The sequence below is a fragment of the Bowmanella denitrificans genome, from assembly GCF_002887595.1.
Taxonomy (GTDB): domain Bacteria; phylum Pseudomonadota; class Gammaproteobacteria; order Enterobacterales; family Alteromonadaceae; genus Bowmanella; species Bowmanella denitrificans.
The window spans coordinates 172,412-196,525 of record NZ_PEBU01000012.1; the positions used below are offsets into that span (position 1 = coordinate 172,412).

General features: G+C 51.7%; 24 protein-coding genes. 15 read left to right on the forward strand and 9 right to left on the reverse strand.

Features of this window, described 5'->3' with window-relative positions; all coding sequences use genetic code 11:
- Nucleotides 1–10: 10 nt before the first annotated feature.
- Complete coding sequence (locus CSR04_RS19915; protein WP_102798085.1) at nucleotides 11–1,063, reverse strand: sugar phosphate isomerase/epimerase family protein; 1,053 nt, start codon at nucleotides 1,061–1,063, stop codon at nucleotides 11–13.
- A gap of 2 nt (nucleotides 1,064–1,065) precedes the next feature.
- Nucleotides 1,066–2,232, reverse strand: a complete 1,167-nt coding sequence (locus tag CSR04_RS19920; RefSeq protein WP_102798086.1) for a Gfo/Idh/MocA family protein — start codon at nucleotides 2,230–2,232, stop codon at nucleotides 1,066–1,068.
- A 223-nt stretch (nucleotides 2,233–2,455) separates the two neighbouring features.
- Here CSR04_RS19920 and CSR04_RS19925 point away from each other — a divergent pair, with 223 nt between their 5' ends.
- On the forward strand, nucleotides 2,456–3,160 hold the full coding sequence (locus tag CSR04_RS19925; RefSeq protein ID WP_245921775.1) for an AraC family transcriptional regulator: 705 nt from the start codon (nucleotides 2,456–2,458) through the stop codon (nucleotides 3,158–3,160).
- A gap of 9 nt (nucleotides 3,161–3,169) precedes the next feature.
- Here the strand turns inward: CSR04_RS19925 and CSR04_RS19930 are convergent, their stop codons facing one another.
- Together CSR04_RS19930 and CSR04_RS19935 are read right to left on the reverse strand one after the other, a co-directional pair.
- Nucleotides 3,170–3,661, reverse strand: coding sequence for a GNAT family N-acetyltransferase (locus CSR04_RS19930; protein WP_102798088.1), 492 nt, complete (start codon nucleotides 3,659–3,661; stop codon nucleotides 3,170–3,172).
- Nucleotides 3,662–3,789: 128 nt separating this feature from the next.
- Nucleotides 3,790–6,165: a PKD domain-containing protein gene (locus CSR04_RS19935; protein ID WP_102798089.1), complete on the reverse strand. Its 2,376-nt coding sequence runs from the start codon at nucleotides 6,163–6,165 to the stop codon at nucleotides 3,790–3,792.
- Between the two features lie 231 nt (nucleotides 6,166–6,396).
- Here CSR04_RS19935 and CSR04_RS19940 point away from each other — a divergent pair, with 231 nt between their 5' ends.
- From CSR04_RS19940 to CSR04_RS19965, 6 genes are all read left to right on the forward strand, one after another.
- Nucleotides 6,397–7,023: a TetR/AcrR family transcriptional regulator gene (locus CSR04_RS19940; protein ID WP_102798090.1), complete on the forward strand. Its 627-nt coding sequence runs from the start codon at nucleotides 6,397–6,399 to the stop codon at nucleotides 7,021–7,023.
- The gene (locus CSR04_RS19945) at nucleotides 7,020–7,955 is read left to right on the forward strand and encodes an HlyD family secretion protein (RefSeq protein ID WP_102798091.1); all 936 of its coding nucleotides are present in this window, start codon (nucleotides 7,020–7,022) and stop codon (nucleotides 7,953–7,955) included. Before CSR04_RS19940 ends, CSR04_RS19945 begins: the two co-directional genes overlap by 4 nt.
- A complete protein-coding gene (locus tag CSR04_RS19950) occupies nucleotides 7,952–8,881 on the forward strand; it encodes an ABC transporter ATP-binding protein (protein WP_102798092.1) in 930 nt (309 codons plus the stop codon). The genes CSR04_RS19945 and CSR04_RS19950 overlap by 4 nt, the downstream gene beginning before the upstream one ends.
- A complete protein-coding gene (locus CSR04_RS19955) occupies nucleotides 8,881–10,017 on the forward strand; it encodes an ABC transporter permease (RefSeq protein ID WP_216362600.1) in 1,137 nt (378 codons plus the stop codon). Before CSR04_RS19950 ends, CSR04_RS19955 begins: the two co-directional genes overlap by 1 nt.
- Before the next feature lie 22 nt (nucleotides 10,018–10,039).
- Nucleotides 10,040–10,867 carry a helix-turn-helix domain-containing protein gene (locus CSR04_RS19960; protein WP_102798093.1) on the forward strand — a complete coding sequence of 276 codons (828 nt, stop codon included), beginning with the start codon at nucleotides 10,040–10,042 and terminating at the stop codon, nucleotides 10,865–10,867.
- Between the two features lie 133 nt (nucleotides 10,868–11,000).
- On the forward strand, nucleotides 11,001–11,441 hold the full coding sequence (locus CSR04_RS19965) for a VOC family protein (RefSeq protein ID WP_102798094.1): 441 nt from the start codon (nucleotides 11,001–11,003) through the stop codon (nucleotides 11,439–11,441).
- A gap of 19 nt (nucleotides 11,442–11,460) precedes the next feature.
- On the opposite strand, the gene mutH is transcribed toward CSR04_RS19965, so the two are convergent.
- Nucleotides 11,461–12,141: a DNA mismatch repair endonuclease MutH gene (mutH, locus tag CSR04_RS19970; protein ID WP_102798116.1), complete on the reverse strand. Its 681-nt coding sequence runs from the start codon at nucleotides 12,139–12,141 to the stop codon at nucleotides 11,461–11,463.
- The gene (locus CSR04_RS19975) at nucleotides 12,128–12,784 is read right to left on the reverse strand and encodes a lysoplasmalogenase (protein ID WP_102798095.1); all 657 of its coding nucleotides are present in this window, start codon (nucleotides 12,782–12,784) and stop codon (nucleotides 12,128–12,130) included. The genes mutH and CSR04_RS19975 overlap by 14 nt, the downstream gene beginning before the upstream one ends.
- A 139-nt stretch (nucleotides 12,785–12,923) precedes the next feature.
- Between CSR04_RS19975 and rppH the strand changes: the two genes are divergently transcribed.
- From rppH to CSR04_RS20010, 7 genes are all read left to right on the forward strand, one after another.
- The gene (rppH, locus tag CSR04_RS19980; RefSeq protein ID WP_102798096.1) at nucleotides 12,924–13,448 is read left to right on the forward strand and encodes an RNA pyrophosphohydrolase; all 525 of its coding nucleotides are present in this window, start codon (nucleotides 12,924–12,926) and stop codon (nucleotides 13,446–13,448) included.
- A 3-nt stretch (nucleotides 13,449–13,451) separates the two neighbouring features.
- Nucleotides 13,452–15,731 (forward strand): phosphoenolpyruvate--protein phosphotransferase, encoded by a 2,280-nt coding sequence (gene ptsP, locus CSR04_RS19985; RefSeq protein ID WP_102798097.1) that lies wholly within the window; start codon nucleotides 13,452–13,454, stop codon nucleotides 15,729–15,731.
- A gap of 38 nt (nucleotides 15,732–15,769) precedes the next feature.
- Nucleotides 15,770–16,570, forward strand: a complete 801-nt coding sequence (locus CSR04_RS19990; protein WP_102798098.1) for a sulfite exporter TauE/SafE family protein — start codon at nucleotides 15,770–15,772, stop codon at nucleotides 16,568–16,570.
- 105 nt (nucleotides 16,571–16,675) lie between these two features.
- Nucleotides 16,676–17,473 carry a prolipoprotein diacylglyceryl transferase gene (gene lgt / locus CSR04_RS19995; protein ID WP_102798099.1) on the forward strand — a complete coding sequence of 266 codons (798 nt, stop codon included), beginning with the start codon at nucleotides 16,676–16,678 and terminating at the stop codon, nucleotides 17,471–17,473.
- On the forward strand, nucleotides 17,470–18,303 hold the full coding sequence (locus tag CSR04_RS20000; RefSeq protein ID WP_102798100.1) for a thymidylate synthase: 834 nt from the start codon (nucleotides 17,470–17,472) through the stop codon (nucleotides 18,301–18,303). Before lgt ends, CSR04_RS20000 begins: the two co-directional genes overlap by 4 nt.
- Before the next feature lie 4 nt (nucleotides 18,304–18,307).
- Nucleotides 18,308–19,318, forward strand: coding sequence for a response regulator (locus tag CSR04_RS20005; RefSeq protein ID WP_102798101.1), 1,011 nt, complete (start codon nucleotides 18,308–18,310; stop codon nucleotides 19,316–19,318).
- A complete protein-coding gene (locus CSR04_RS20010; RefSeq protein ID WP_102798102.1) occupies nucleotides 19,318–20,277 on the forward strand; it encodes a sensor domain-containing diguanylate cyclase in 960 nt (319 codons plus the stop codon). Before CSR04_RS20005 ends, CSR04_RS20010 begins: the two co-directional genes overlap by 1 nt.
- A gap of 97 nt (nucleotides 20,278–20,374) precedes the next feature.
- Here CSR04_RS20010 and CSR04_RS20015 read toward each other — a convergent pair whose 3' ends face one another.
- On the reverse strand, nucleotides 20,375–20,749 hold the full coding sequence (locus CSR04_RS20015; protein WP_245921777.1) for a MarR family winged helix-turn-helix transcriptional regulator: 375 nt from the start codon (nucleotides 20,747–20,749) through the stop codon (nucleotides 20,375–20,377).
- A 176-nt stretch (nucleotides 20,750–20,925) separates the two neighbouring features.
- On the opposite strand from CSR04_RS20015, the gene CSR04_RS20020 reads away from it, so the two are divergent.
- A complete protein-coding gene (locus tag CSR04_RS20020; protein WP_102798104.1) occupies nucleotides 20,926–21,735 on the forward strand; it encodes a DODA-type extradiol aromatic ring-opening family dioxygenase in 810 nt (269 codons plus the stop codon).
- Here the strand turns inward: CSR04_RS20020 and CSR04_RS20025 are convergent.
- Both CSR04_RS20025 and CSR04_RS20030 read right to left on the reverse strand, forming a co-directional pair.
- A complete protein-coding gene (locus tag CSR04_RS20025) occupies nucleotides 21,711–22,289 on the reverse strand; it encodes a paraquat-inducible protein A (RefSeq protein WP_172449439.1) in 579 nt (192 codons plus the stop codon). The two genes, CSR04_RS20020 and CSR04_RS20025, sit on opposite strands and share 25 nt — an antisense overlap.
- Nucleotides 22,290–22,307: 18 nt before the next feature.
- Nucleotides 22,308–23,810 carry an AmpG family muropeptide MFS transporter gene (locus tag CSR04_RS20030; RefSeq protein ID WP_102798118.1) on the reverse strand — a complete coding sequence of 501 codons (1,503 nt, stop codon included), beginning with the start codon at nucleotides 23,808–23,810 and terminating at the stop codon, nucleotides 22,308–22,310.
- Nucleotides 23,811–24,114 lie beyond the last annotated feature (304 nt).

Consider the following 24,114-nt stretch of genomic DNA (forward strand, 5'->3'; position numbering starts at 1 on the left):
TGGCTATCTCCTATAAACCCAGGATCTTGCGGTTAAGTACTTCGTCGGCGCCGCTGGCAGCAAAGTCATCAAAGGCTTTATCTGTAGTGCGGATAATATGTTGGCGGATAAAATCTGCCCCTTCGCGGGCGCCATCCTCTGGGTGCTTAATACAGCATTCCCATTCCAGTACCGCCCAGCCCTGATAGCCATATTGGGTCAGTTTGCTGAAGATACCGCCAAAATCGATTTGCCCGTCACCCAGCGAACGGAAACGGCCCGGCCTTTCCAGCCAGGACTGGTATCCGCCGTAGACGCCGCTACGACCATTGGCAATAAATTCCGCGTCCTTGACATGGAAGGCCTTAATGCGTTCATGGTAGATATCGATAAAGGCAAGATAATCCAGATGTTGTAAGACAAAATGGCTGGGATCGTAAAGGATGTTTGCGGCCGGATGCTGGCCTGTCGCGTCTAAAAAGCGCTCAAAGGTGACCCCGTCGTGCAGGTCTTCACCCGGGTGCAGTTCATAGCAAATATCCACCCCCAGTTCGGCGAATTTATCCAGAACCGGCAACCAGCGCTTGGCCAGTTCGGCAAAGCCTTGTTCTACCAGCCCGGCTGGACGCTGTGGCCAGGGGTAGTGGGTATGCCAGAGTAAGCTGCCAGAGAAGCTGGCATGGGTAGTGAGTTGCATTTTGGCGCTGGCCTCGGCGGCAGCCAGCAACTGCTGGTTGGCCCATTGACATCTGGCCTGCGGATTTCCGCGCAATGACGCTGGCGCAAAGCCGTCAAACATTTGGTCGTAAGCAGGATGTACCGCCAGCAATTGGCCCTGCAGATGGGTGGATAACTCCGTGATAGCCAGGCCATGGCTGGCCGCCACTCCCAGCACTTCATCACAGTAATCCTGACTGCTAGCGGCTTTTTCCAGGTTAAACAGGCGCTGATCCCAGGTGGGCAGTTGTATGCCCTGATAGCCTAGACTGGCAGCCCAGCGACAGATGCTGTCAAAATTATTGAATGGGGCGTCGTCACAGGCAAATTGGGCAAGGAAGATAGCCGGACCTTTGATGGTATTCATGTTCAGGCTCCCTGGTCTGACGTTTGAGAAAAATCGGCTAGCTTATGCCATTTCTGTTCGGATGCGCTGGCGGCCACCACGGTTTCGATAAAGGCCATACCACGCAGGGCCGAATCAATGCCGGGCAGTAAGGATGCTGATGGCACCTGGTTTGGCTGAAAATCCATAACCTGGCTGGCAAACTGGCAATACAGGTTGGCAAAGGCTTCCAGATAGCCTTCGGGGTGACCCGGTGGAGTGCGGGTTATCCCCCCCAATGCGGTGGCTGTGGCAGTGGCGCTGCGCAAGGTTTCAAATGGCTTATCGGCATGCATCAGCTTAAGACTGTTGGGTGCCTGTTGTGACCAGTCCAAAGAGGCTTTCTCGCCGTAGACCCGGATACGCAGATTGTTTTCCTCGCCCACTGCAATCTGGCTGGCACTCAGCAGCCCGCGGGCGCCGCTGGCAAAACGCAGCATCACTACCCCGTCATCATCCAGTAAGCGCTCACCACTGGCATTCAGGTCGGCACTGAGCAAATCGATTTTGTCATCACAAATAAATTCCGCCAGATTGGCCGCATGCACGCCAATATCCGCCATACAGCAGCTCACTCCGGCCTGAGCCGGATCCAGACGCCAGGCAGCCTGTTTGCCTGCTTCCGCACTGGTGTCGGCCAGCCAGCCCTGGTGATATTCCACCACCACTTTACGCACTTTGCCCAGTTCACCTTGTTTTATCAGTTGCCGGGCGGCCACCACCATAGGGTAGCCGGTATAAGTATGGGTTAACGCATACAGGCAGCCACTTTGCTGCTGAATTACTGCCAGTTGCTCGGCTTCACGCAAATTCAGGGTGGCGGGTTTATCGCACAACACATGAAAGCCGGCCTGCAGCGCCTGTCTGGCCACATCAAAATGCAAATGATTGGGGGTGACAATGCTGACAAACTCCATGCGTTGCCCGACAGGCAAGCTTGCCTCAGCCTCGAACATAGCCTGGTAGCTGGGATAACAACGGCTTGCATCCAGATTAAGCTGTTGGCTCATCTGTGCGGACTTTTGCGCATCGCGGCTGAAGGCACCGCAAACCAGTTCAATACGCCCGTCCAAGTTGGCCGCCATGCGGTGCACCGCACCAATAAAGGCATCGGGGCCACCGCCCACCATACCCATCCTGACTTTTCTCATCTGTTATCCGCCTGGATCTTTGACTGTTAACAGGATGTTAGCGCTAGCTGCGGTGAGGTAAATAGAATAGAATCGGTTGGTTGTAGCATTAAATCGGCGCGCCCTTTATTTGTGCAAGCGTTTTCTTTCCTATTCTTGAATAAAAAATTTATTTTAATCAGATTGTTATATTTATGTTGTGATTATGTCAGGATCTTTTTTACCCGCAATATCTGAACAGTTCATGCAATCTATGCCCTGTGCCCAGTGGCTGAAGATGTATGACTTGTTAACGGACGTGCTGGTATGGGTCAAGGACAGTGACAGTCGTATTCAATATGCCAACCGGGCGTTTATTGAACACACCGGCTTAGGCAGCCTGGAGCAGGCTCTGGGAAAAACCGACTATGACTTTGCACCCCGGCATATCGCCCGTCAGTTTCTGGCTGACGATCATAAGGTGCTGGGCGGGGAAGTGATTAACGACAGGCTGGAGATGAATGTACTGCGTTCCGGCGAGCTACATTGGTTTACCACCAATAAACGGCCTTTGTACGATCATCTGGGGCGGCGTATCGGCACCTGTGGGATCTCCCGTCATCTACATAAAACCTCGATTATGCTGGGGCCATTGGCCAGTATAGAAAAACCGATGGAATTTATTCGGCGCAATTTCACGCAGCCGGTGCAGGTCAGTGAACTGGCGAATTTATGTCACTTGTCGGTCAGCGCGCTGGAGCGGCGTTTTCGCAAAGCGCTGGGAAAAACCCCAAAGCAACTGATTAATCAGCTACGTTTGGATCACGCCAGACGCTTACTGGTGGAAACCGACTTGCCGGTTTATCTGGTGGCGGAGCAAAGCGGTTTTAGTGATGCCAACTATTTCAGCCGCCAGTTTTTAGCCGAGTTTGGCGAATCGCCCAGTTGTTTTCGTCAGGCATTTCGATAAGACGGGCCCTTAATCAGCACTAAGGGTTTTGATCATGGGGAGAGCTGTATCACCGTAAGACTGGCAAAGGGTAACGTCGGCATGTCTGGTGAAACCTTGTTTAAGCCAGAATCCATCGGCATTTTGTACCGCCACCAGACTGATACTGGCAAAACCCTTGGCTGTACTTCTTCTTTGTAAGGCGCTGAGCAGTCTGGCTGCCACACCTTGTCCATGGGCACTGGGGCATACCGCTAGGTCATGCAGATACAGGTTGTCTGAGGTGACCGCCTGAACGGGATGATGCAGCTTAGGCAATTGTTCCAGCGGCCAGGGATGTGCCAGTACGTAGCCAAGTACAGTATCCTGTGAATTCATTGCCACCAGACAAGTGTCCGGTGATGCCTGGCATTTACTTGCCAGTACAGCCTGCGATTCAGGAGCAACATCGTGATAGACCCGGTCCTGGATATCCAGGATCCCCGGCCAGTGGTCATGGCTTATTGGCTTGATATTAACCATCCAGTACTTCCTAACGGCAAATCGGCAGTTTACCCCGATAAGGCAATTTTGTGGTGAAATAAAAAAGCCCCGGTTAAACCGGGGCGTGTACCTGGTATGGCGACATAGCGTTGTATGCTTCTGTGTCCTTAGTTATGACAAATTTTAACCACTTTGGTCATCGCTTGCCCGTCCTCCTGCAGTGGGAAGTCAAACTGGTTGCTGCCGTCAGCCAGTTCCAGGGTGATAGCATCCCGATGATAGAGCATAAATCGGGCTGGTGCTGGTAACTTCCTGGTCACGGTTGGGTTTGTCCTGGTCAACGTCAGTGCGCCGTAGAAGTTAAATTCCAGCTCCTGTGGCTGTGCACCGTCCTGCTTGATGTAAATTGCACTACCGGCCAGCTTAAATCCTTCGCAAAACTCTGCGGTCAGAGTGAGTGTCTGCGGCCTGGCCAGTTTTATCTCGCCCAGTTCCTGGTTGTTACTCTGAGGTTCTTCCAGGTCCATATAGTTGATCGTGTTACCACCAAACCACTGTGAAAAAGTCAGTTTTAATGGCCAGCTTTCCTGTTCGGATTTCACCACTACCAAGTCAAATTGCCCTTGCTCATTAGCCCTTGCCTGATAGCCCTTTCTACCGCCAATGACGGTCAGCGGATAAATGGGGTTGCCCAAATAGTCCAGCGCTTTGCCGGAAAAATGGTACACATTCTGGCTGTCAACAACCTCAATGCGCACCGCTTCGATATCCTGATTGACACCGTCACTTACGGTGACCTGAAGATCATAGTGACCGACTTTTTCCGGGGTAAAGTTGAGCCTGGCAGAGCGCATGTCACCAAACTGGGACGTCTGCTCTGATGGGCCGCTGTTTAAGCGCCATTGATAGGTCAAGGGATCATTATCCTGATCCTGACTACCGCTGGCATCCAGGGTAATGCTATTGCCAAGGGTCATCAGTTTGCCGTTTTCCACATCAATCCTGGCTTGCGGGGCATGACCTTCCTCTACTTTTACCCAGTGCATGGCATGATAACTGTCCTGGTGGCCATCGTTGACCAGCAGTTCAATCAGGTATTCCCCGGGGGTCTGGGTACTGAACTGACTTTTCACTTTGCTGGCGTCGGTTAAACTCGGCGTAGCGTCCTGAGGTGCTTTTTTCACACTCCACTGGTAGCTTAATGTATCTGACTCGCTGTCAAATGAACCACTGGCATCCAGGGTTAAAGGCTGGCCAAGGTTAATGCGACTTTGGCCCTGAATACTGGCTAAAGGTGCATGATTAGCCTGCACCGGCATGGTAAAGAAAACTGGCGCTGAGGTCAGTTGTCCGTCAGACACCGTCAGTGACACCAGATAGTCACCTTCTGCATCAAAGTTAATCAGCGCTGTTTTGGTTTTGGCATTGGTCAGTGCAGCCTGACTGGCGTCGGGTTTTTGTAGCAAATGCCACTGATAGCTTAGGCTGTCATTATCCCGGTCTTTCCCTTCGCCGTGGAGGGTAATACCTGTACCGGGTCGGTACGGCTCAAACATATTCACCACATTGTTGATACTTGCCACAGGTTTGCGGTTTTGCTGGTCCTCAAGCACTTCCAGCGTGGTGGTAATGGTGTTTTGTTGTGTGCCGTTGTTTAACAGCAAGGCTATCTCATATTGGCCGGGTAGATCGGCAAAAAAGTTGCTCTCTAAGCTCGTTGGGGTCGACAATTCCACTTCGCTGCCTGCGGGTGCCTGCGACACAGACCAAAGCACACCATTGCCTTCCTTGCCATAAGCGGTCAACCTGATACCTTTGTTTGGCCAGGTTTGCACAAAGTCAGCATGAATTTCCGCCACAGGTTTAGCGCTATCGGGATTGTCAGCCCAGATTGCATGCTGGGCGGTCAAAGTGCGTTTTGACGTGGTGGCGGTCAGTTCTAGTACATACTGCCCGGCACTATCCGGTATAAAGCGGGTTCTGATACCTTGTTGGTTACCCAACTGCACCTGACTGGCGGCGGGTTTATCCAGTATCTGCCAACTGAAGGTTGGCTGTTCCACCCCAATATCGTCAAATTGACTGAAGGCAGCATAAAGTGCCGTACTTTGTGCCACCACCGCAACATTATCCGCGCTTATATTTAGCATCGCCGGGGTAAGTTCCCCTGCTTGTAGCGTGACCTGGGTCTGGTGTGCATTGCCCTTACTGTCGGTCACCTTCAGGCTGATGTTGTAGGTACCAGGATGCATCGGCGTGAAACTAAGGGTCTGACCGGAAGGGTTGTCCAGCGTGACAGCGTTACCTTGCGGGTCGGTTACCTGCCATGCGAAGGTCAGATTGTCCTGCTCCGGATCGCTACTCTGCTGTGCCGATATAACGATGGTCTGGGCCACATCGATATGAGTTTGATCCAAGGTGATTTTAGCGACAGGCGGTTTGTTTTGTGGTTGAGGCTGTGGGTCATCTGAACCGGAACCACCACCGCAACCAGTGAGTATTAAAGATAAGCTCAGGGCGGCGAGGCTAAGGGGGTATTTCATGCTACTTCCTTTTTGAGTCAGCAATTACATCTTGCCGGTAAGATCACCGACATTGCATTTCCCTTCCATTCGGGAGCCTGCACGCTAGGGAAACCCATGGAAACAGTCAATTTTCAGATTGTAAAATCTTGTGTATGCAGCCTGCTGTATCCTGATGAAAAATTGTCCTTGCCTGTTACTGGCTTGTTCTGCTTAAATAAATAACTGACCGGTCAGTTATTAAAGGTGAGCATGCGACGCGCCAATACCGATGCCGCAAAAGATTTACGCCGTAGCCAGTTCTTAGAGGCGGGACTACAGGAATTTTTTGAACGGGGTTTCAGCTTTGCCAAGATGGAAAACATCGCCCGCAGTGCCGGGGTCTCTAAAGGCACGCTGTATCTGTATTTCGATTCCAAGGAAGAGTTGTTTATGGAGATTGTCTCCACCGTAGCCATTCCGCGGGTCGAAATGCTGGAAAGCATTATGCAGGAGGTTGGGGACTTTGAGTTGGCTCTGGACAGGCTGGTGAACGCGCTGCCATTGATGATCCGTGATTCCAAATTGCCGATGATTGCCAAAGTCTTGATTGGCGATGCCTTCGCTTTTCCGGAGGTAGTGCGCCGCTATCGTCAGGAGGTTATTGAACGGGCATTGGCGGCTTTAACCTTATTGGTACAGCGTGGGGTTGATGCCGGTAAAATAGAAGCTGACAACCCGCAAAATGTGGCCAGACTGATGATTGCACCGGTGATTTTCAGTGCGATCTGGACCGTAGTGTTTGAGCCGGCTGACAAACAAAAACTGGACCTGGGATCTTTGTTTGCCACCCATAAAAGCATGCTGTTAAAGGCACTGAAAGTGAAGGAGGCAAGATGAACAAGACGCTGTGTTTGTTAGTGCTGCTATTGGCGGGGTGCAGCCAGTCGTCGGATTCAGGGCATTACACCGGGTATGTGGAAGTGCGGCAATTGTTGATATCTGCCCCGCAATCCGGTTGGTTAACTGAACAACCGGTACAAGAGGGCCGGCAGGTGCAACCTGGCCAGACGCTGTTTGCCCTGGAATCCGAGCGCGAGCAATTGGAAATTCAGCGTAGTCAGGATGCCCTGATGCAGAAACAGGCGCTTTTGCAGGATATGCAAAAAGGTGCCAGACAACAGGTGCTGGACCGGATCCGCGCGCAGCTTGCCGAAGCACAGGCCAGGCTTGAACTGGCTAACCTGGAAGTTACCCGGCAGAAACAAACCGCAGAGCAGCAGCTTAGTTCCCAGGCCAGTCTGGATCAGGCCATTGCTAATCAAAAAGTCGCGTCTGCTCAGCTAAAACAGCTTGAAGAACAGCTGGCCGAAGCTGGACTTGCGGCCAGACCGGATGCATTGGAAGCGGCTCGGGCAGATGCACAGGCAGCCGCTCAGGCCGAGGCTATCAGCCGCTGGAATTTGCAACAACGTAAGGTGCGGGCAGGGCAAAGTGGCTGGGTGGATGAGGTATTTTATCGCCCGGGTGAATTTGTTAATGCCGGTGTTCCGGTGTTGTCGTTACGATTGGCAAATCAATCTAAGGTGCGTTTTTATGTGCCGGTGGCGGTACTAAGCCAGTTGGCGTTGGGGCAATCCATCCAGGTTGCCATAGACGGGCAATCGCAGGGTTTAAAAGCCACAGTCAGTTTTTTGGCCAAACAGGCTGAGTTTACTCCGCCGGTGCTTTACGGCAAAGACAGTCGCGACAAGCTGATGTTCCTGGTGGAAGCCGATTTGCCTGCGGATACCAGTATTCCGGCAGGTTTGCCCGTGGATGTGACACTATGAACGAACTGGCCATTGATGTCAGCGGTCTGGTTAAACGTTTTAATAACAAGGCCGTGGTGCGCGGTGTGGACTTGCAAATGCCAAGAGGGCAGGTATGGGGATTTCTTGGCCCCAACGGCTCGGGAAAAACCACCACTATCCGCATGATCTGCGGCCTGCTTGAACCCTCAGCAGGTGAGGGCCGTTGTCTGGGTTTTGATATTCGCCGTCAGGCGCGGAAAATCAAAGACGCCACCGGCTATATGACCCAGAAGTTTTCCTTCTGGGAAGATCTGACCATTCGTGAAAACCTGGAATTCGTAGCGCGCTTATACAATTTATCCGGGCGCAAAAAATTGGTGGACACCACCCTGGACAAACTCGGCCTGACCGAACGGCAAGGGCAATTGAGCGGTGCATTGTCCGGTGGTTGGAAACAACGCCTGGCCCTGGCGGCCGTAACCATGCACAAGCCCGATTTACTGTTACTGGACGAACCTACTGCTGGGGTAGATCCCCAAGCCCGGCGGGATTTCTGGGATGAAATCCACCAGTTGTCTAATCAGGGCATGACGGTGCTGGTTTCTACCCACTATATGGATGAAGCCGAGCGTTGTGACCAGATCGTCTATCTGGCCCATGGCAATATTCTGACCCAGGGAAAGGTCGATGACGTGATTGAAAAAGCCGGACTGATTACCTTTCAGGGCAAGGGCCATAACGTACGGTTGCTGGCTGAGCAATTGAAAGGGGTCAGTGGTGTGGAGCATGTGGCGTTTTTTGGGGCGGCATTGCATGTCAGCGGTCGCGATCGTGTCAGTCTTGAAAAGGCTATAGCGGCTTTCGCCAATGATGATGTGAACTGGCAGGAGATCCAGGCCAGTCTGGAAGACACCTTTATTTCACTGATGCAGGATGCCGGTAAAGACACCAGGGAGCATGGCTGATGAAACTATTTGCCAGTTTAGGACGGGTTTACGCCATTATGGCCAAAGAGCTGGTACAGATGCGCCGGGACCGGATGACGTTCGCCATGATGTTGGCGTTACCTATTATCCAGTTAATCCTGTTTGGCTTTGCCATCAATACTGATCCTAAATCGTTACCGACCGCCGTTTATGCCGAAGACAACTCACCGGTGGTGCGCCGGATACTCAGTGCGTTTGAACAATCGGGTTACTATCAGTTGCTGCGCCGTGCCGACAGCCCACAGCAAGGTAGTGATTGGCTGGCAAAAGGGGAGGTTTCTTTTGTTATCCATATCCCTGAAGGTTTTACCCGCCGCCTGATACGGGGTGAACATCCGCAGCTATTGGTTGAAGCCGATGCTTCTGATCCCGCCGCAGCCTCCAATGCCATCAGTCAGGCCAGGGAAATCGTCAATCAGGCCCTTGGCACAGAGCTAAAAGGGCCACTGCAATACCTGCGCAGCCCACCACCACAAGTGGATGTGGTGGTACACAAGCGTTACAACCCTGAAGGCATTACCCAATACAATATTGTGCCGGGACTGCTTGGCGTTATTTTAACCATGACCTGTGTGATGATCACTTCTATGGCCATGACCCGGGAAAGTGAACGGGGCAATCTGGAAAATCTGCTGGCGATGCCGACCCGCCCCCATGAAATGATGCTGGGTAAAATTTGCCCTTATATTCTGGTCGGCCTGGTGCAAACCCTGGTGATCCTCTCGGCGGCCAAATATCTGTTTGATGTACCGTTTTTCGGCAGTTTAGGGCTGTTGTTGGCCGGGGTGATGGTATTTATTTTTGCCAATTTATGCCTGGGCTTTACCTTTTCCACCGTAGCACGCAGTCAGATGCAGGCCATGCAGATGACATTTTTCTTCTTTTTACCTTCCATTTTGTTGTCTGGTTTTATGTTTCCGTTTCGCGGTATGCCTGTGTGGGCGCAAAGTATTGGCGAAGTGCTGCCCTTAACGCACTTTTTGCGTATGGTGCGCGGCGTGATGCTAAAAGGTAATGGCATGCCCGAATTGCAGCAGGAGTTTTTGGCCCTCACCCTTTTTATCCTGGTGGTAGGCACTGTGGCTATTTTGCGTTACCGTCGTACGCTGGACTAATCCTTTATCATCAGGAATCCAGATGACGATTCGACGAGCTCCTGCGACGCCACTTATTGGTGTCGTACAGGAGTTTTGGGCTACAGATGAGGTAGATTCTACATCCGCGGATTTGAGTCGCTGTGAGTTTATGCTACCCAGCGGCAAGATGAATCTGGTGTTTCGTCTGAGCAACAACCCATTATGGCTATATGAACCTGGTCGTCCTGAAAGTGTCACACGCTTTAACCGGGCTATGCTGGGCGGGGTGCGAAGCCGTTATTACATTCGTCAGTTTTGCAGCCCATCCAGTGCCGTTGGTGCGGTATTGCGGCCGGGTGCTGCGGCTATGTTCAGGGTGTCTGCCGATGAACTGGCTCATCGTCATACTCCTCTGGTTGATCTATTGGGAGAGCTTGCAAACAGGCTGTACGAACAATTGAGTGCAGCGCAATGCCTGCATCAGCGGATTAATTTGTTAGAAGCTGCATTGTTGACTCGCGTATCCTATATAAAAGCACCTACGGCGGTTGATAATGCTATGACGTCGTTTCAGGACTTGCCTAATGTTGGTGCAATGGTGCAACGCAGTGGATTAAGTCATCGGCACTTTATCGCTCGTTTTCGCCAGTCGGTCGGGTTGTCACCTAAACGTTATCTGCAAATACTCAGGTTTCAAAAAGCATTGCAAATGCTGCGTAGTTCAAATGCTCCATCGCTGGCGCATTTGGCGATGGACATGGGCTACAGTGATCAGTCTCATTTTAACCGCGACTTTCTCTGTTTTGCCGGGGTAACACCACTGACCTACCAGCGTAACCCGCCGTCAGAAGCCAATCATTTACCCGCGAAGATGCCGTTCAGAAAATAGAGTTAAGGATTAGAGATGAGAGGCCTATGGCATTTTTACTCTGACATTGGAGGTCAAATTTTTTCAATACCAACGTGCATCCATCTGCCAATCTGTATAGACCGTCTACTTAAAAACAATCAGGAGTCTGTTTATGAAGATCCATGAAGTGTTTGCTTACTTATGTGTTTCAGATGCCGCCGCTGCCATTGCCTTCTATCAGGACGCTTTTGCTGTAAAAGAAAAGTTTCGTCTGACCGAGCCCGGCGGGCGTATTGGTCATGCAGAACTGGATTTTGGCGGGATGACCATTATGCTCAGTGATGAATTTCCTGAATGTGAGCTGCGTTCAGCATCCTCGTTGGGGGCGACCCCGGTAAGTATTCATCTGCACGTCGACAATGCCGATGAAATGATTGCCAGGGCTTTAGACGCTGGTGCGACGCTTGAACGGGAAGCCAGGGATGAATTCTATGGTGAACGGTCTGGCGTAGTGCGCGACCCTTTTGGCCATCGTTGGTTGATTGGCCATGCTATTGAAGAGGTGGCCCCAGAGGAAATGCAGCGCAGATACAATGCGCTTTTGGCAGGCTGAAAGTCAGCCATATATCTCGTCAGATATCGGCAAAAGCCTGCTGTAACAGCGCTTGGGTAAAATGTTTCTTTAGATAGAAGCCGCGGGGACGGGTCTGTATCCAACCCCCGTCTTTACCTACTGCCTGGGTCAATGCGCTGCCATCCGCTGCTTTGGGGCGAAGTTGCATAACTTCGCCATGGCGGGCGGTAATGCTTTCCACCTGACCCAGCGCGATCATTTCCATGATTTCTTCCCAATCCTGGCGTAGCGCCTGTTCTTGTTGTGCGTCTGGCCGCCATAAGAAGGCGTTGGCGACGCGGCGCTGTGCTGGTGGAATGTCGCGGCTGGCTTCAATAGGCACCCAGCATACGCAGGACAACTTATTTTTGACGTTGGACTGCTCCCAGCTTAATCCAGCAATGCCGGTAAGGGGCGCATAGCACACATATGTGGTTTCCAATGGCTTGCCTAAGCTGTCAATGGGCAGCGTTTTAAGCTCCACACCAAGTTCAGGGAAATCCTGCTCTGGCTTCGAGCCGGCCTGCGCCCCGAGCCAGGTTTCCAGCAACTGGCCGCTCCAGCCTTTGTGTCTGCGCAAATCGGCCGGGGTGTGCAAACCGGCCATATCGGCTAGCTCCCCGAGGCTGTATCCCGCTAGTGTGCGGGCCCGTTCAAGCAGTTCTTGTATACTGTGCGGAGCATGACTAGCGGGGTGCATGGCGTCCTTCATCGGCCATCGGCGCAATCTTCAATGCGCCATTCACCAGGCACAGCTGAGCAAGGTAATAGGTTAGCATGACGGCATAGGCTGAAAATGGGAAAGGTTGAATAAACAGGTTCCAGGCCAATAGCGCGTCTGACACCAAAAAGCTGGCAGCACCAAACAGTAACCAGTGTCCAAAGCGGTTAGCCAGGACCGCCATGGTCGCCATACTGCAGATTACCAGCATATAGGCCAGAACAGGCAACCGCATCGCATCCAGTTTAGGTAGCAATTGCCACAGCATCAGTACTGCAAACAACAATACGGCCAGCAGTGGCCACAGCTTCCAGGGCTGCCAATGACGAAAACGCCAGAAGTTAGTGGCATAGGTTAACTGCGCCAGCAGAAAAGCACCCAATCCCAGTTCGAAGCTATGTTTAATGGGGAGGGCCAGAAAAATATCGCCGGTGGCAGAAAAAGCCAGGGCAAGCAAAAGCAGGTATTTATTGCTGGTGGCATTTCTCAGTACCAGCAGCATTAGCCACAGTATGGGCAGAGCCTTGAACAGGAAATCCATAGGGTAAGGGCGATAAGCCAGACTGAACAAATAGAACAGGCTGCTACCGGCAAATATCAGATTCCAATGTGTACTTCTCATCCCGGGTTCCACTGCAGGTTAAAGGTATTTTGCTCCTGGCTTTGTCGCCTATTGTAATTAATCTTTCTGGGAGCTTTGAAACCTCCATAGTTTATGGAAGAATGCGGTACTAGAAAAGAACTAATGCCCGGGAGTCTAAGTGATTGATGCCGAAGGATTCCGCGCGAATGTGGGCATAGTGATTTGCAACAGAATCGGGCAGGTATTTTGGGCAAGGCGCTACGGCCAACATTCATGGCAGTTTCCACAAGGCGGAATTGATCAGGGGGAAACTGCCGAGCAGGCGATGTATCGGGAGCTCCATGAGGAAGTGGGACTGAAGCCCCAGGACGTGGAAATTCTTGGGGTTACCAAGAACTGGGTAAGATACAAATTGCCAAAGAGGTTGATCAGACAAGGTAGCGAGCCGGTCTGTATCGGGCAAAAACAGAAGTGGTTTCTGTTACGGCTGACCTGTAAGGAAGAAGATGTGAATCTTCTGCATTCGGGGCACCCGGAATTTGACGACTGGCGTTGGGTCAGTTACTGGTATCCGATTCGTAATGTGGTGTCATTTAAACGTGACGTCTATCGGCGGGTGATGAAGGAATTTCTGCCTGTTGCGATGCCAGTGCAAGGTCGTCCGCCCTTGGCCAATAAGCCAAAGCGTAGAAGGAGAAATTAATCCGTGCTGACGCAGCTCAAGCGCATCGTTCAGGAAGTGAACCAGATTCCGATTCTGGATGATGCCCTTACCTTCTTAGCCAGACGATTGCAGGACACCATGAAGGTGGACTGCTGCTCAATCTATCTGGCTAATTACGAGCAGCAGCACTTTATGCTGATGGCGACCGAAGGCTTGTCCAAGGAGGCCATCGGCCAGGTGGCGATCGGTTTTTCTGAAGGCCTGATTGGTTTGATAGGTCAGCGCGAAGAACCCATCAATATCGAAGATGCACAGAGCCACCCGAGGTTTAAACATTACCCCGAGGTTAAGGAAGAAAAATACCACGCCTTCCTGGGCACGCCCATTATTCACCAGCGTAAAGTGCTGGGGGTGATGACCATTCAGCAGAAGCGTAAACGCAAGTTCAGTGAAGACGAAGAGGCCTTCCTGGTCACTCTGGCGGCGCAAATGGCATTGGAAATTGCCCATGCCGAAGCCCGCGGCGCGTTGAATCTCAGTGATGAGCTAACCAGGCAAACATGGCAAAAGTCTCTGCGCGGCGTACCTGGCTCCAACGGTCTGGCCATTGGTGTTGGGCACATTCCCAATATTAAGTTCAATTTGCGTGGGCTGATGCTCAGGCGCAATGCCGATGCTACCGATCAGATAGCCAGATACCGTGAAGCGGTGCGTCTTACCCGCGATGAAGTGCAAAAGCTGTCTGACAAAATGCAGGGCAGGGTGCCGGATGACGTGCTGGCTATATTTCACCTTTACCAGCACCTATTGGATGCCAACAGCCTGGGCCATGAAGTGGAGGCTAAGGTTCAGTCAGGCTGGGACGCTGCCTCTTCACTGAAAATGGTGGTGGAAAGCTACATCAACCAGTTTCGCTCCATGGACGATCCTTATATGCAGGAACGGGCCGTGGATGTGGAAGATCTGGGTAATCGTGTATTAGGTCATCTGCTTAAAACCAATCAGGAACAAAGACCCGTGCCGGACCAGGCGATTCTGGTGGCCGAAGAAGTCAGTGCATCCATGTTGGCTGAATTCCCCCATGGCAAGCTGCAGGGCATCATTTCCATGCGGGGCTCCAACAACAGTCACGCCGCCATTCTGGCCAGGGCCATGGGTTTACCTGCCGTGATGGGGGTGACAGATATTCCGCTGTCGCTATTAAGTGGCAAAGACATTTTATTAGACGGTTACTCCGGCGAAGTGATTGTGTCGCCCAGTCAGGCTATTCGTCAGGAATTTCAGCAGCTCATTAACGAAGAGCGTGAGCTCTACGGCCTGCTGCAGGAACAGGCTGATCTGCCGGCTGAAACCCGTGACGGTCACAGAGTTGAACTGTTGATCAACGCAGGCTTATCCGCCGAGCTGGAAGGGATCCATAGCGAAGTCGGTGACGGGGTGGGGCTGTACCGCACCGAAGTGCCTTTTATGATGCGTGAGCGATTCCCGTCTGAACAGGAACAATGCAAGCTCTATCGCAGTGTGCTGAGCATCAATCCGGCCAAAAACATTACCATGCGCACTCTGGATGTGGGGGGAGATAAACCTTTACCCTATTTCCCGGTCACGGAGGAAAATCCTTTCCTTGGCTGGCGTGGGATCCGCATGACACTGGATCATCCCGAAATTTTTCTTGTGCAGGTCAGGGCCATGTTGCGCGCCAGTCTGGGCTTGGACAACCTCAAGATCATGTTGCCCATGATCAGCACTATCAATGAAGTTAATGAATCTAAGCGCCTGATTAGACAAGCTTACTATGAGGTCGCAGAAGAAGCGCAGTTGGACGGTCAAACTTTGAGTATGCCCGAAGTCGGGGTGATGCTGGAGGTACCGGCCGTAATTTATCAATTACCGCAACTGGCGGCCAAGGTGGATTTCTTTTCCATTGGCAGCAACGATCTGACCCAATATTTACTGGCGGTGGATCGCAATAATGCCAGGGTGTCTGGCCTGTATGATTCTTACCATCCTGCCGTGCTCAAGGCGCTGAAGCTGATTGTTGAAGAAGCCTCAAAGCTGAATAAACCGGTCACCCTTTGTGGAGAACTGGCTGGTGAGCCGGGCGGCGCAATACTGTTGTTGGCGATGGGTTACCGTAAGCTGAGTATGAACAGTTTTAACCTGGCCAAAGTCAAGTGGGTGATCCGTACCCTGAGCATGGCCGATGCTGAATTGTTGCTGGAAGAAGTACTGGATCTGGAGCATCCCCACCAGGTTCGCGATCGTATCAATCGTCATTTGGAAACCCTGGGCCTGGGTGGACTGGTGCGGGCCGGAAAATAGTGCAGTTGCCAAGCTCTTGGCAAAATGAGGTATAGCGTTTGGACCCTTTGTTGTTTTTGATTCTCAGCTGTATGGTGCTGGGGTGTGTCGCAGGTGTGCTGGCTGGTCTGTTGGGCATAGGTGGTGGGCTGATTATCGTACCGACTTTGGTGTATCTGTTGCAGTCGCAGTTATCCCTGCCCCTCGATATTGTGATGCCAATGGCGGTGGCAACGTCACTGTCGACCATTATTTTTACCGGGTTTTCGTCTTTTCTGACCCATTACAAGTTGGGAAATCTGGATATGCGGGTGTTTCTCACCTGCTCTATTGGTATTGCTGTGGGGGCCGCCGCTGGCGCACAATTTGCCGCGATGATGCCGGCTGACTTGTTGAAACAGGTGTTTGCCGGTTTGATGTTGTTGCTGGCTTTTCGCATGGCCTTTGGTAAGAATCGCGTCACGCAAAGTTCACTGAGCCGCGGTAAGCTGGTGGGCATCGGCCTGGGCGTTGGTGGTTTCTCGTCTCTGCTTGGCATTGGTGGTGGCGCCCTGTTGGTCCCCGCTCTGGTTTGGTTCAGGGTGGCGATGAAAACCGCCATTGGTTGTGCGGCGGCATGCGGTATGGTGATTGCCTTGTTTGGCAGCGCCAGTTTTGTTCACGCCGGGTGGCTGGAACCCGGATTACCAACCTTCAGCCTGGGGTTTATTTATTTGCCTGCTACTGCCGCTATTGTCAGTACTTCTATGCTGGCTGCCAACCAGGGCGCAAAGTGGGGACATAAGTTGCCTATCCCCATACTAAAGAAAATTTTTGCTGGCTTCCTGGTTCTAGTAAGCTTGCACATGTTTTTGAACTGAACAGCCTGACGACTTTCTATGTCAGGGATGATTCAGTGCATGCATTGGTGTCCCTGTGCTTTGGATATTTGGATTTTTTAAGATGTTTCCAATTGGATTTGTTAAATGACAGAGTATTTTACTTTCCCCGAGATCGATCCCGTCATCTTCAGTGTCGGTCCGGTAAGCCTGCGCTGGTATGGGCTGATGTATCTGGTGGGATTTGTGGCGGCCTGGTTTTTAGCCGGTAAACGCCTGCACCGAACGCACTGGAGCCGTGAGCAACTTAGCGACCTGATGTTTTACGGTTTTCTCGGTGTGATTCTGGGCGGGCGCATCGGCTATGTGTTTTTCTACCAGTTCGAGCATTTTCTGCAAGAACCCCTTTACCTGTTCAAAATCTGGACCGGGGGCATGTCTTTTCACGGTGGTCTGCTAGGGGTTGTCGTTGCGCTATGGTGGTTTGCTAAAAAGAATGGCTCCAGTTTGCTGCAGGTAGGGGACTTTATTGCCCCTCTGGTACCTATTGGTCTGGGGGCCGGGCGCATAGGTAACTTTATAAATGCTGAATTGTGGGGACGTACCACCGATGTGCCCTGGGCCGTGTTATTCCCTGGTGCCGGACCCTTGCCCCGCCACCCTTCACAGCTGTACGAATTTTTCCTTGAAGGGGCACTGTTGTTTGCTATTTTGTGGTGGTATAGCGGCAAGTCCCGTCCGGTTGGTGCAGTGTCGGGTATGTTCCTGGCAGGGTATGGCGCATTTCGTTTTATCGTTGAGTTTTTCCGTGAACCGGATGCGCACATTGGTTTATACAGCGGTGCCGTGTCACAAGGGCAACTTTTGTGTATCCCCATGATCCTGATTGGCCTGATTCTGATTGTCAGGGCTGGGCGCCAACAGGTGGAGGGGCGACAGGCATGAAACAATATCTGAGCCTGATGCGTCATGTTCTGGAAAATGGCGTCAAAAAGGAAGATCGCACTGGCACCGGCACATTGAGTTTGTTTGGTTATCAGATGCGCTTCAATCTGGCTGATGGCTTCCCGTTAGTGACCACCAAGAAATGCCATTTGCGTTCGATTATTCATGAACTGTTATGGTTTCTCAAAGGGGAAACCAATATTGCTTATTTGCAGGAAAACAACGTGAGTATCTGGGACGAGTGGGCCACAGATGACGGCGAGCTGGGGCCGGTATACGGCCAGCAATGGCGCAGTTGGCAAGGGGCCGATGGTCAGGTGATTGATCAGATCAGCGAGGTTATTCAGCAGATTAAAACCAACCCGGACTCGCGGCGTTTGATTGTCAGCGCCTGGAATCCGGCAGTATTGCCAGATACCCGTTATTCCCCCAAAGACAATGCCGCCATGGGACGTCAGGCTTTGCCGCCTTGTCATACCCTGTTCCAGTTTTATGTGCTGGACGGCAAACTGAGCTGCCAGCTTTACCAGCGCAGCGGCGACATCTTTCTCGGCGTGCCCTTCAATATAGCGAGTTATGCCTTGTTAACACTGATGGTGGCGCAGGTGTGTGGATTACAACCCGGGGATTTTGTGCATACCTTTGGTGATGCTCACCTGTATCTAAACCATCTCGAACAGGCTAATACGCAATTGGCTCGTGAGCCCTATCCAATGCCACAGATGAAGATCAACCCACAGGTACGGGATATCTTCGCCTTTCGCTTTGAGGACTTCGAACTGATTAACTATCAGGCCCATCCGCATATTAAAGCGCCGGTGGCCATTTAAGCTTATGGCAATTAAGGTCCTGATTTGCGATGACTCCAAGTTTGCCCGCCGCCAGTTGGCCCGGGCTATCCCCAAGCATTGGGATGTGGAGATTCAATTCGCAGAAGATGGCCAGCAAGCTTTGGATCTGATCCGCCAGGGCCGTTTCGATGTCACCTTTCTTGATCTGAATATGCCGGTACTCGACGGCTATCAGGCTATGCAGGCCATTCGAGATGAAGACCTGCAGACCATGGTCATTGTTGTTTCAGGCGATGTACAACATGAAGCGCGCACCCGTATGCTGCAGTTAGGTGCACTGGACTTTATTGCTAAGCCAGTAAATAGCCAGAAGCTCACCAGTCTGTTGCAACAGTTTGGTTTGTATGACGGTAACGCCATTGGCCGGGAGCTGCCGCAGGAAGATGACGATGAACTGCAGGATCGGCTGGATATTTACCGCGAGCTAATTAATGTTGCGATGGGGCAGGCTGGTGACAAACTGGCGCAGGTGCTTGGTGAATTTATTCATTTGCCGATTCCCAATGTTAACCAGATTGCCAGCAGTGAGCTGAGTATGGCAATTGCTGAGATTCAGCACAACAGCTATGTATCTGCGGTATCTCAGGGTTTTGTCAGTGCCGGTATCAAAGGTGAAGCGCTGGTGATCTTCAACGATACCGATTTTGGCAATCTGGTGCGTCTGTTGAAATATAAGAGCCAGCAGTTATCCGAACAGCTGGAAATTGAAGCGCTGATGGACTTGTCCAATATTCTTATCGGTGCTTGCCTAAACGGCCTGTCCAGCCAATTAGATGTCAGCTTCAGCCAGAATCACCCGATTATTCTTGGCCGTCATTGCGATCTTGAACAGTTGCTGAAGAGTAATGTTTCGCGCTGGAATCAGGTGGTGGCCATTGAGATCGGTTATTCTATCGACAGTCACAATGTGCATTTTGATTTATTGCTGTTATTTCCGCAGGATGCCATGGATGCCATGTTCGACAAACTTATGCTGTTAAACGCGGAGGCCTGATGGACCCTTCAAACGGCCAGCAAATGGAGGACCTGCACTGGAAACTGGATCTGCTGGATTCCATCGAGGTTGGTATTGTAGTGATAGACAGGGACTTTCGGGTCAAAGTCTGGAATGAATTTATGCATAACCACAGCGGTATTCATCCTGCAGATATCGAACAGCAATCCTTGTTTGACCATTTCGCCGAAATCGATCAGGACTGGTTTCGTCAGAAAACTGAGCCGGTATTCACCCTGAAAAGTCCTGCTTTTGTGATCTGGGAACAGCGTCCCTATCTGTTCAGGTTTACCAGTTATCGTCCGGTAACCAGTGCCAGTGACTTAATGTATCAGAATATCACGCTGTTCCCCCTGGCCTCTCGCAGTGGTGAGGTAGAGCATCTGTGCGTAGTGGTGTACGACGTCACCGACGAAGTGGTGAGCAAGCAGCGTCTGGCCTCGGCCAATGAACAACTGCGTAAACTCAGCCGCATAGACGGTCTGACCGGCCTGTATAACCGTCGTTACTGGGAAGAGTCCTGTGAGCTGGAATTCAAACGTTGTATGCGTAAACGCGGTTCGTCTTCTGTCATCCTGCTGGATATCGATTATTTCAAAAGTATTAATGACACTTATGGTCATCCCGCTGGTGATCAGGTGATTCGCTCCCTGTCGCGTATCGTTCGCCACACCGTCAGGGAAACCGATGTATGTGGCCGTTACGGCGGGGAGGAGTTTGCTTTGGTGTTACCTGATACCTGTGCAGAGGAAGCCGGGCAGGTGGCTGAGCGGATCCGTGAGCAAGTGCAATTGCAGCCTGTTCAATATGAAGGCCACAGCATTCCGTTTACTGTGAGCCTGGGGGTTTGTCAGTTCAACACGTCCTTCAAAAACCATATTGCCTGGGTAGAGCATGCGGATCGGGCCCTTTATCTGGCTAAAGATGGCGGCCGTAACCGCACCTGTACTCAAAGTTAGCCTGTCTTAGTGTCCCTGGCTGCTACCCCATTGATACGACGGCTACACATGATTAGATATTCTCAGTTGATTCTCTTCTGCATCTAACAAGGTCTGCTCAGCAACGGAGCAGTTTGTTACGTATCCCGTCCAGAGTCTGGATGAAATGCCGGGCTTGCTCGTCATTTAGATCGGCCAGCATCTCGTCACGTATCTGTTCTGCGACCTGTTGAATCTGCGCAAGATGCGGCGCAGCTGCCTCGGTAAGCCGAATCTGATAGGCCCGTCTATCCCTGGGGTCAGGCACCCGCTCAATAAGCCGGTTATCCGCTAACTGATCGAGCAGTCTTGCCATGGTCATTGGCTGAATTTCAAGGGCATCAGCCAGATCGACTTGTCTGACACCTTCAAAACGGGATACGTAAAACAGTGCTCTGGCCTGTGCCAGGGTCAGTGAACTGTTTTGCAGACGTTGCTGAAACAGTCTCCTCATCAGCCTGGAAACATCTGCGATAAGGAAGCCAAGATTGTTATGGGGAGATGACATAGTTACCTCTGCATATAATAAGCATTGATTATTATATGTTTTGGTTTTTAATTGTCCAGGTTGGCATTTCTGAATAAAAGCGCACAATGGTCAACATAACTTGACGCTGGGAAGGGCTTAGTATGTCTGTAATACAACCTGTTGTGTTTTTGTCACATGGTGGCGGGCCATTGCCGCTGCTTGGCGATAAAAGTCACCTGGAAATGCTGGACGTCTTTGCCAGCCTGAAGGGAAGGCTGACAAAGCCTGCAGCCATTCTGTTGGTTAGTGCGCATTGGGAAGAGCCACAATTTACATTAACAGCGACCGCGTCACCGGGACTGGTATTTGACTACTATGGTTTTCCACCTGAAACCTATCAGTACCGCTATCCTGCGCCCGGAGCGCCCGATTTAGCCTTGAAAACTAAGGCATTACTGCAGGAGCATGGCCTGGAAGCCCATCTTGAGTTGCATCGGGGAGTTGATCACGGTGTATTTGTACCCATGCTGTTGTTGTTTCCCGACGCGGATGTACCTGTGGTGCAACTTTCATTAAAAAGAGGTCTGGATGCAGCGGAGCATTTGCAGTTGGGACAGGCACTACAGCGGCTCAGGCAACAGGGGATATTGTTAATGGGCTCTGGATATACGTTCCATAATTTGTCGGCAGTAATGGGGGTGAAAACCGCCAGTGTAGTGGAAAAGTGCATGCAATTTCATGACTGGCTTGACATACAGATTACTGATCCGGGCTTAAGTCAGAGCCAACGGTTTGCTGCGCTGACACAGTGGCAACAGGCACCTAATGCCAGATTCTGCCACCCCCGTGAAGAACATCTGCTGCCTTTGCATTTTTGCTGTGCTGCGGCCGACGGGCAAGTGGCTGAAGCGCTGCATTTTAATATGATGGGGTTACCTGCGCGCTGCTATTTCTGGGCAGGTGCAGACTGAGTTTTCAGGCCATATTGCAGCAGTTGGCTGGCGGCCAATGACAGCAGACAATAGCCAACAAAGTAGTAAAATCCATCGCCCAGCATTGACTGTGTGGCACTGCTGATATCAAAATCCAGGCGTAAGCCGAACATATTCAGGCTTTGCCGGGTTGTGGTTTCGGCATGATTGGTGGACAGCATGGCCAGAAAAATCGCCACTACAAACACATCGGCCATTGACCATTTGCCTATGGCAGCCACCCAGGTGGCCAGTCGTTTGCCTTTTTGCAGTTTGTGCCAATACCAAGCCAGGCCTACCATTATGGTTTTCAGCAACGGTATCAGTACCGAGAACACAAATATCAGTGCGGCGACCAGTAACCTCTGGTCCTGCCAAAGTTCTTCTACTGTCTGCATAATAGATAATTCTTTGTCTACCAGGGAGGCCCCTAACCGGCCCTGACCAAACCAGGCATTCATCTCGGTTTTTAAGGCAAACATGGGTAGCAGAATGCCAGGAAAGAACAGCCCCAGCGCCAGCAAATTCAAACCCAGACCTAAGTGTCTTAACACCGTTTCGCGCTCCTGAAGTTAAGCCCGTTGTCCGGCCAGATCTCTGACCCGATGACGTATCAGATAAAGCAGCACCAGGCTGGGTACTACCATCAGCGCAGTCAGCAGGAAAAATAGCTGCCAGTTACCGCCCAGGTTGTCTACTATCAGGCCGCTGTAGGCGCCCAGCGTAGTACGCCCGAAGGTACCTATGCTGGCCAGTAAGGCATATTGGCTGGCGGTAAATGCCCGGTTACACAGCACTGAGATAAAGGCCATAAAGGCTACCGTGCCCCAGGCTGCTGTAAAACCGTCGACTACAATGGTGATAAATAATAAGGTTTTGTCCGGGCCCACCGATGCCATCAGGGCAAACAGCAGGTTACTGGCGGCCATGGCAATGCCACCCACAAATAAGCCTTTTATAATGCCGATACGCAGGTTAATCAGGCTTCCCGTTACCGATGCCACTATGGTGACTGCCCAGGTCAACAGCTTGGAATAGGCCGCGATATCGGAATTGCTGAAGCCCACTTCCTTGTAAAACACAATACTCATGCGACCCAGTATCGCCTCACCCATTTTAAACAGCATCACAAACAAAATCAGTGCCAGTGCCAAGCGCACACCGTTGCGATTGAAAAAGTCCCGAAGGGGCTCGCCCATAGAAACCAGTACCCAGGCCATGGCCCGTTGGGCATGACCGCTATGCTGCATTGCCACTGGATGTGGTGTTTTCAGCATCCGGCTGGTGGCGCTGATGGCATATACCAGCAGTAAAATGACCAACAGGCTGAATACGCCATTCTGATAGCTAAACCAGCTCGGGCCGAAGACCCCGGTAAAGCATAAAACAACGGCCAGACCCATGGCCATCAGTACCAGTAAGGCCTGATGCCCTTTAGCCGAAACCGCGGCCAGGTAGCGGGACTGTGCTTCCTGATAGGCTTGCTCGCGAATAGAGTGTGGCTCTTTGGCCACACCGATAGCCAGCGTCAGTAACAACATGATCGCGCCCAGCAGCAGATAAACATCGGGCCACTGCCAGCCGGGTAAGTCGGCAATAAAAAACGGGATAGCGCCAAGTAAGGCATAACCTGTCCACCAACCCGAGGTGGACATGGCGGCTGCGCTGGATTGCTGTTCATTATGCTGCGGATCGATACTGTCGATACGATAGGCATCAATAGCAATATCCTGGGTTGCCGAACATAAAGCGATCATCAGTGCTGCCAGGCCGGCCAGGGTCAGGTTGGCGTTCGGGTCAATTTGTGACAACAGCAGGCAACACAAAGCGATCAGTAGTTGCATACCCAGGATCCAGCCCCGGCGTTGTCCTAAGCGGCGACAGAGCAGCGGTACTTTTATCCTGTCCAACATCGGCGACCAAAGAAAATTTACCGAGTACACGGCAAAAACCGCGGTGAAATAACCTATGGCCGAGCGGGTCAGCCCGGCGTCTTTCAACCAGGCCGATAACACCGAGCCAATCATCACCCAGGGAAAACCGCTGGCAATGCCAAATAGAAAAATACTTAGCATGGTGCGGTTGCCGAACTGACGGAAGTGCGAAATCAATGACTGCAAGGAGGTGATCTTGTTGCTTTTATTGTCAGGCTATTGGGCCATGACTGGCGCTTTGGGTCAAGGTTGGAGGGGGAGTTGTCAGTACTCAGTCGTCAGATGGCTGAATTAAGTGGTCAGTAAATCAGTCGGCAGTTAGCAGAAATCTGTTGACAGCGCGCGAGGGCGAGTCAGACTGAACTGCCAACTGCCAACTGCCAACTGCCAACTGCCAACTGCCAACTGCCAACTGCCAACTGCCAACTGCCAACTGCCAACTGCC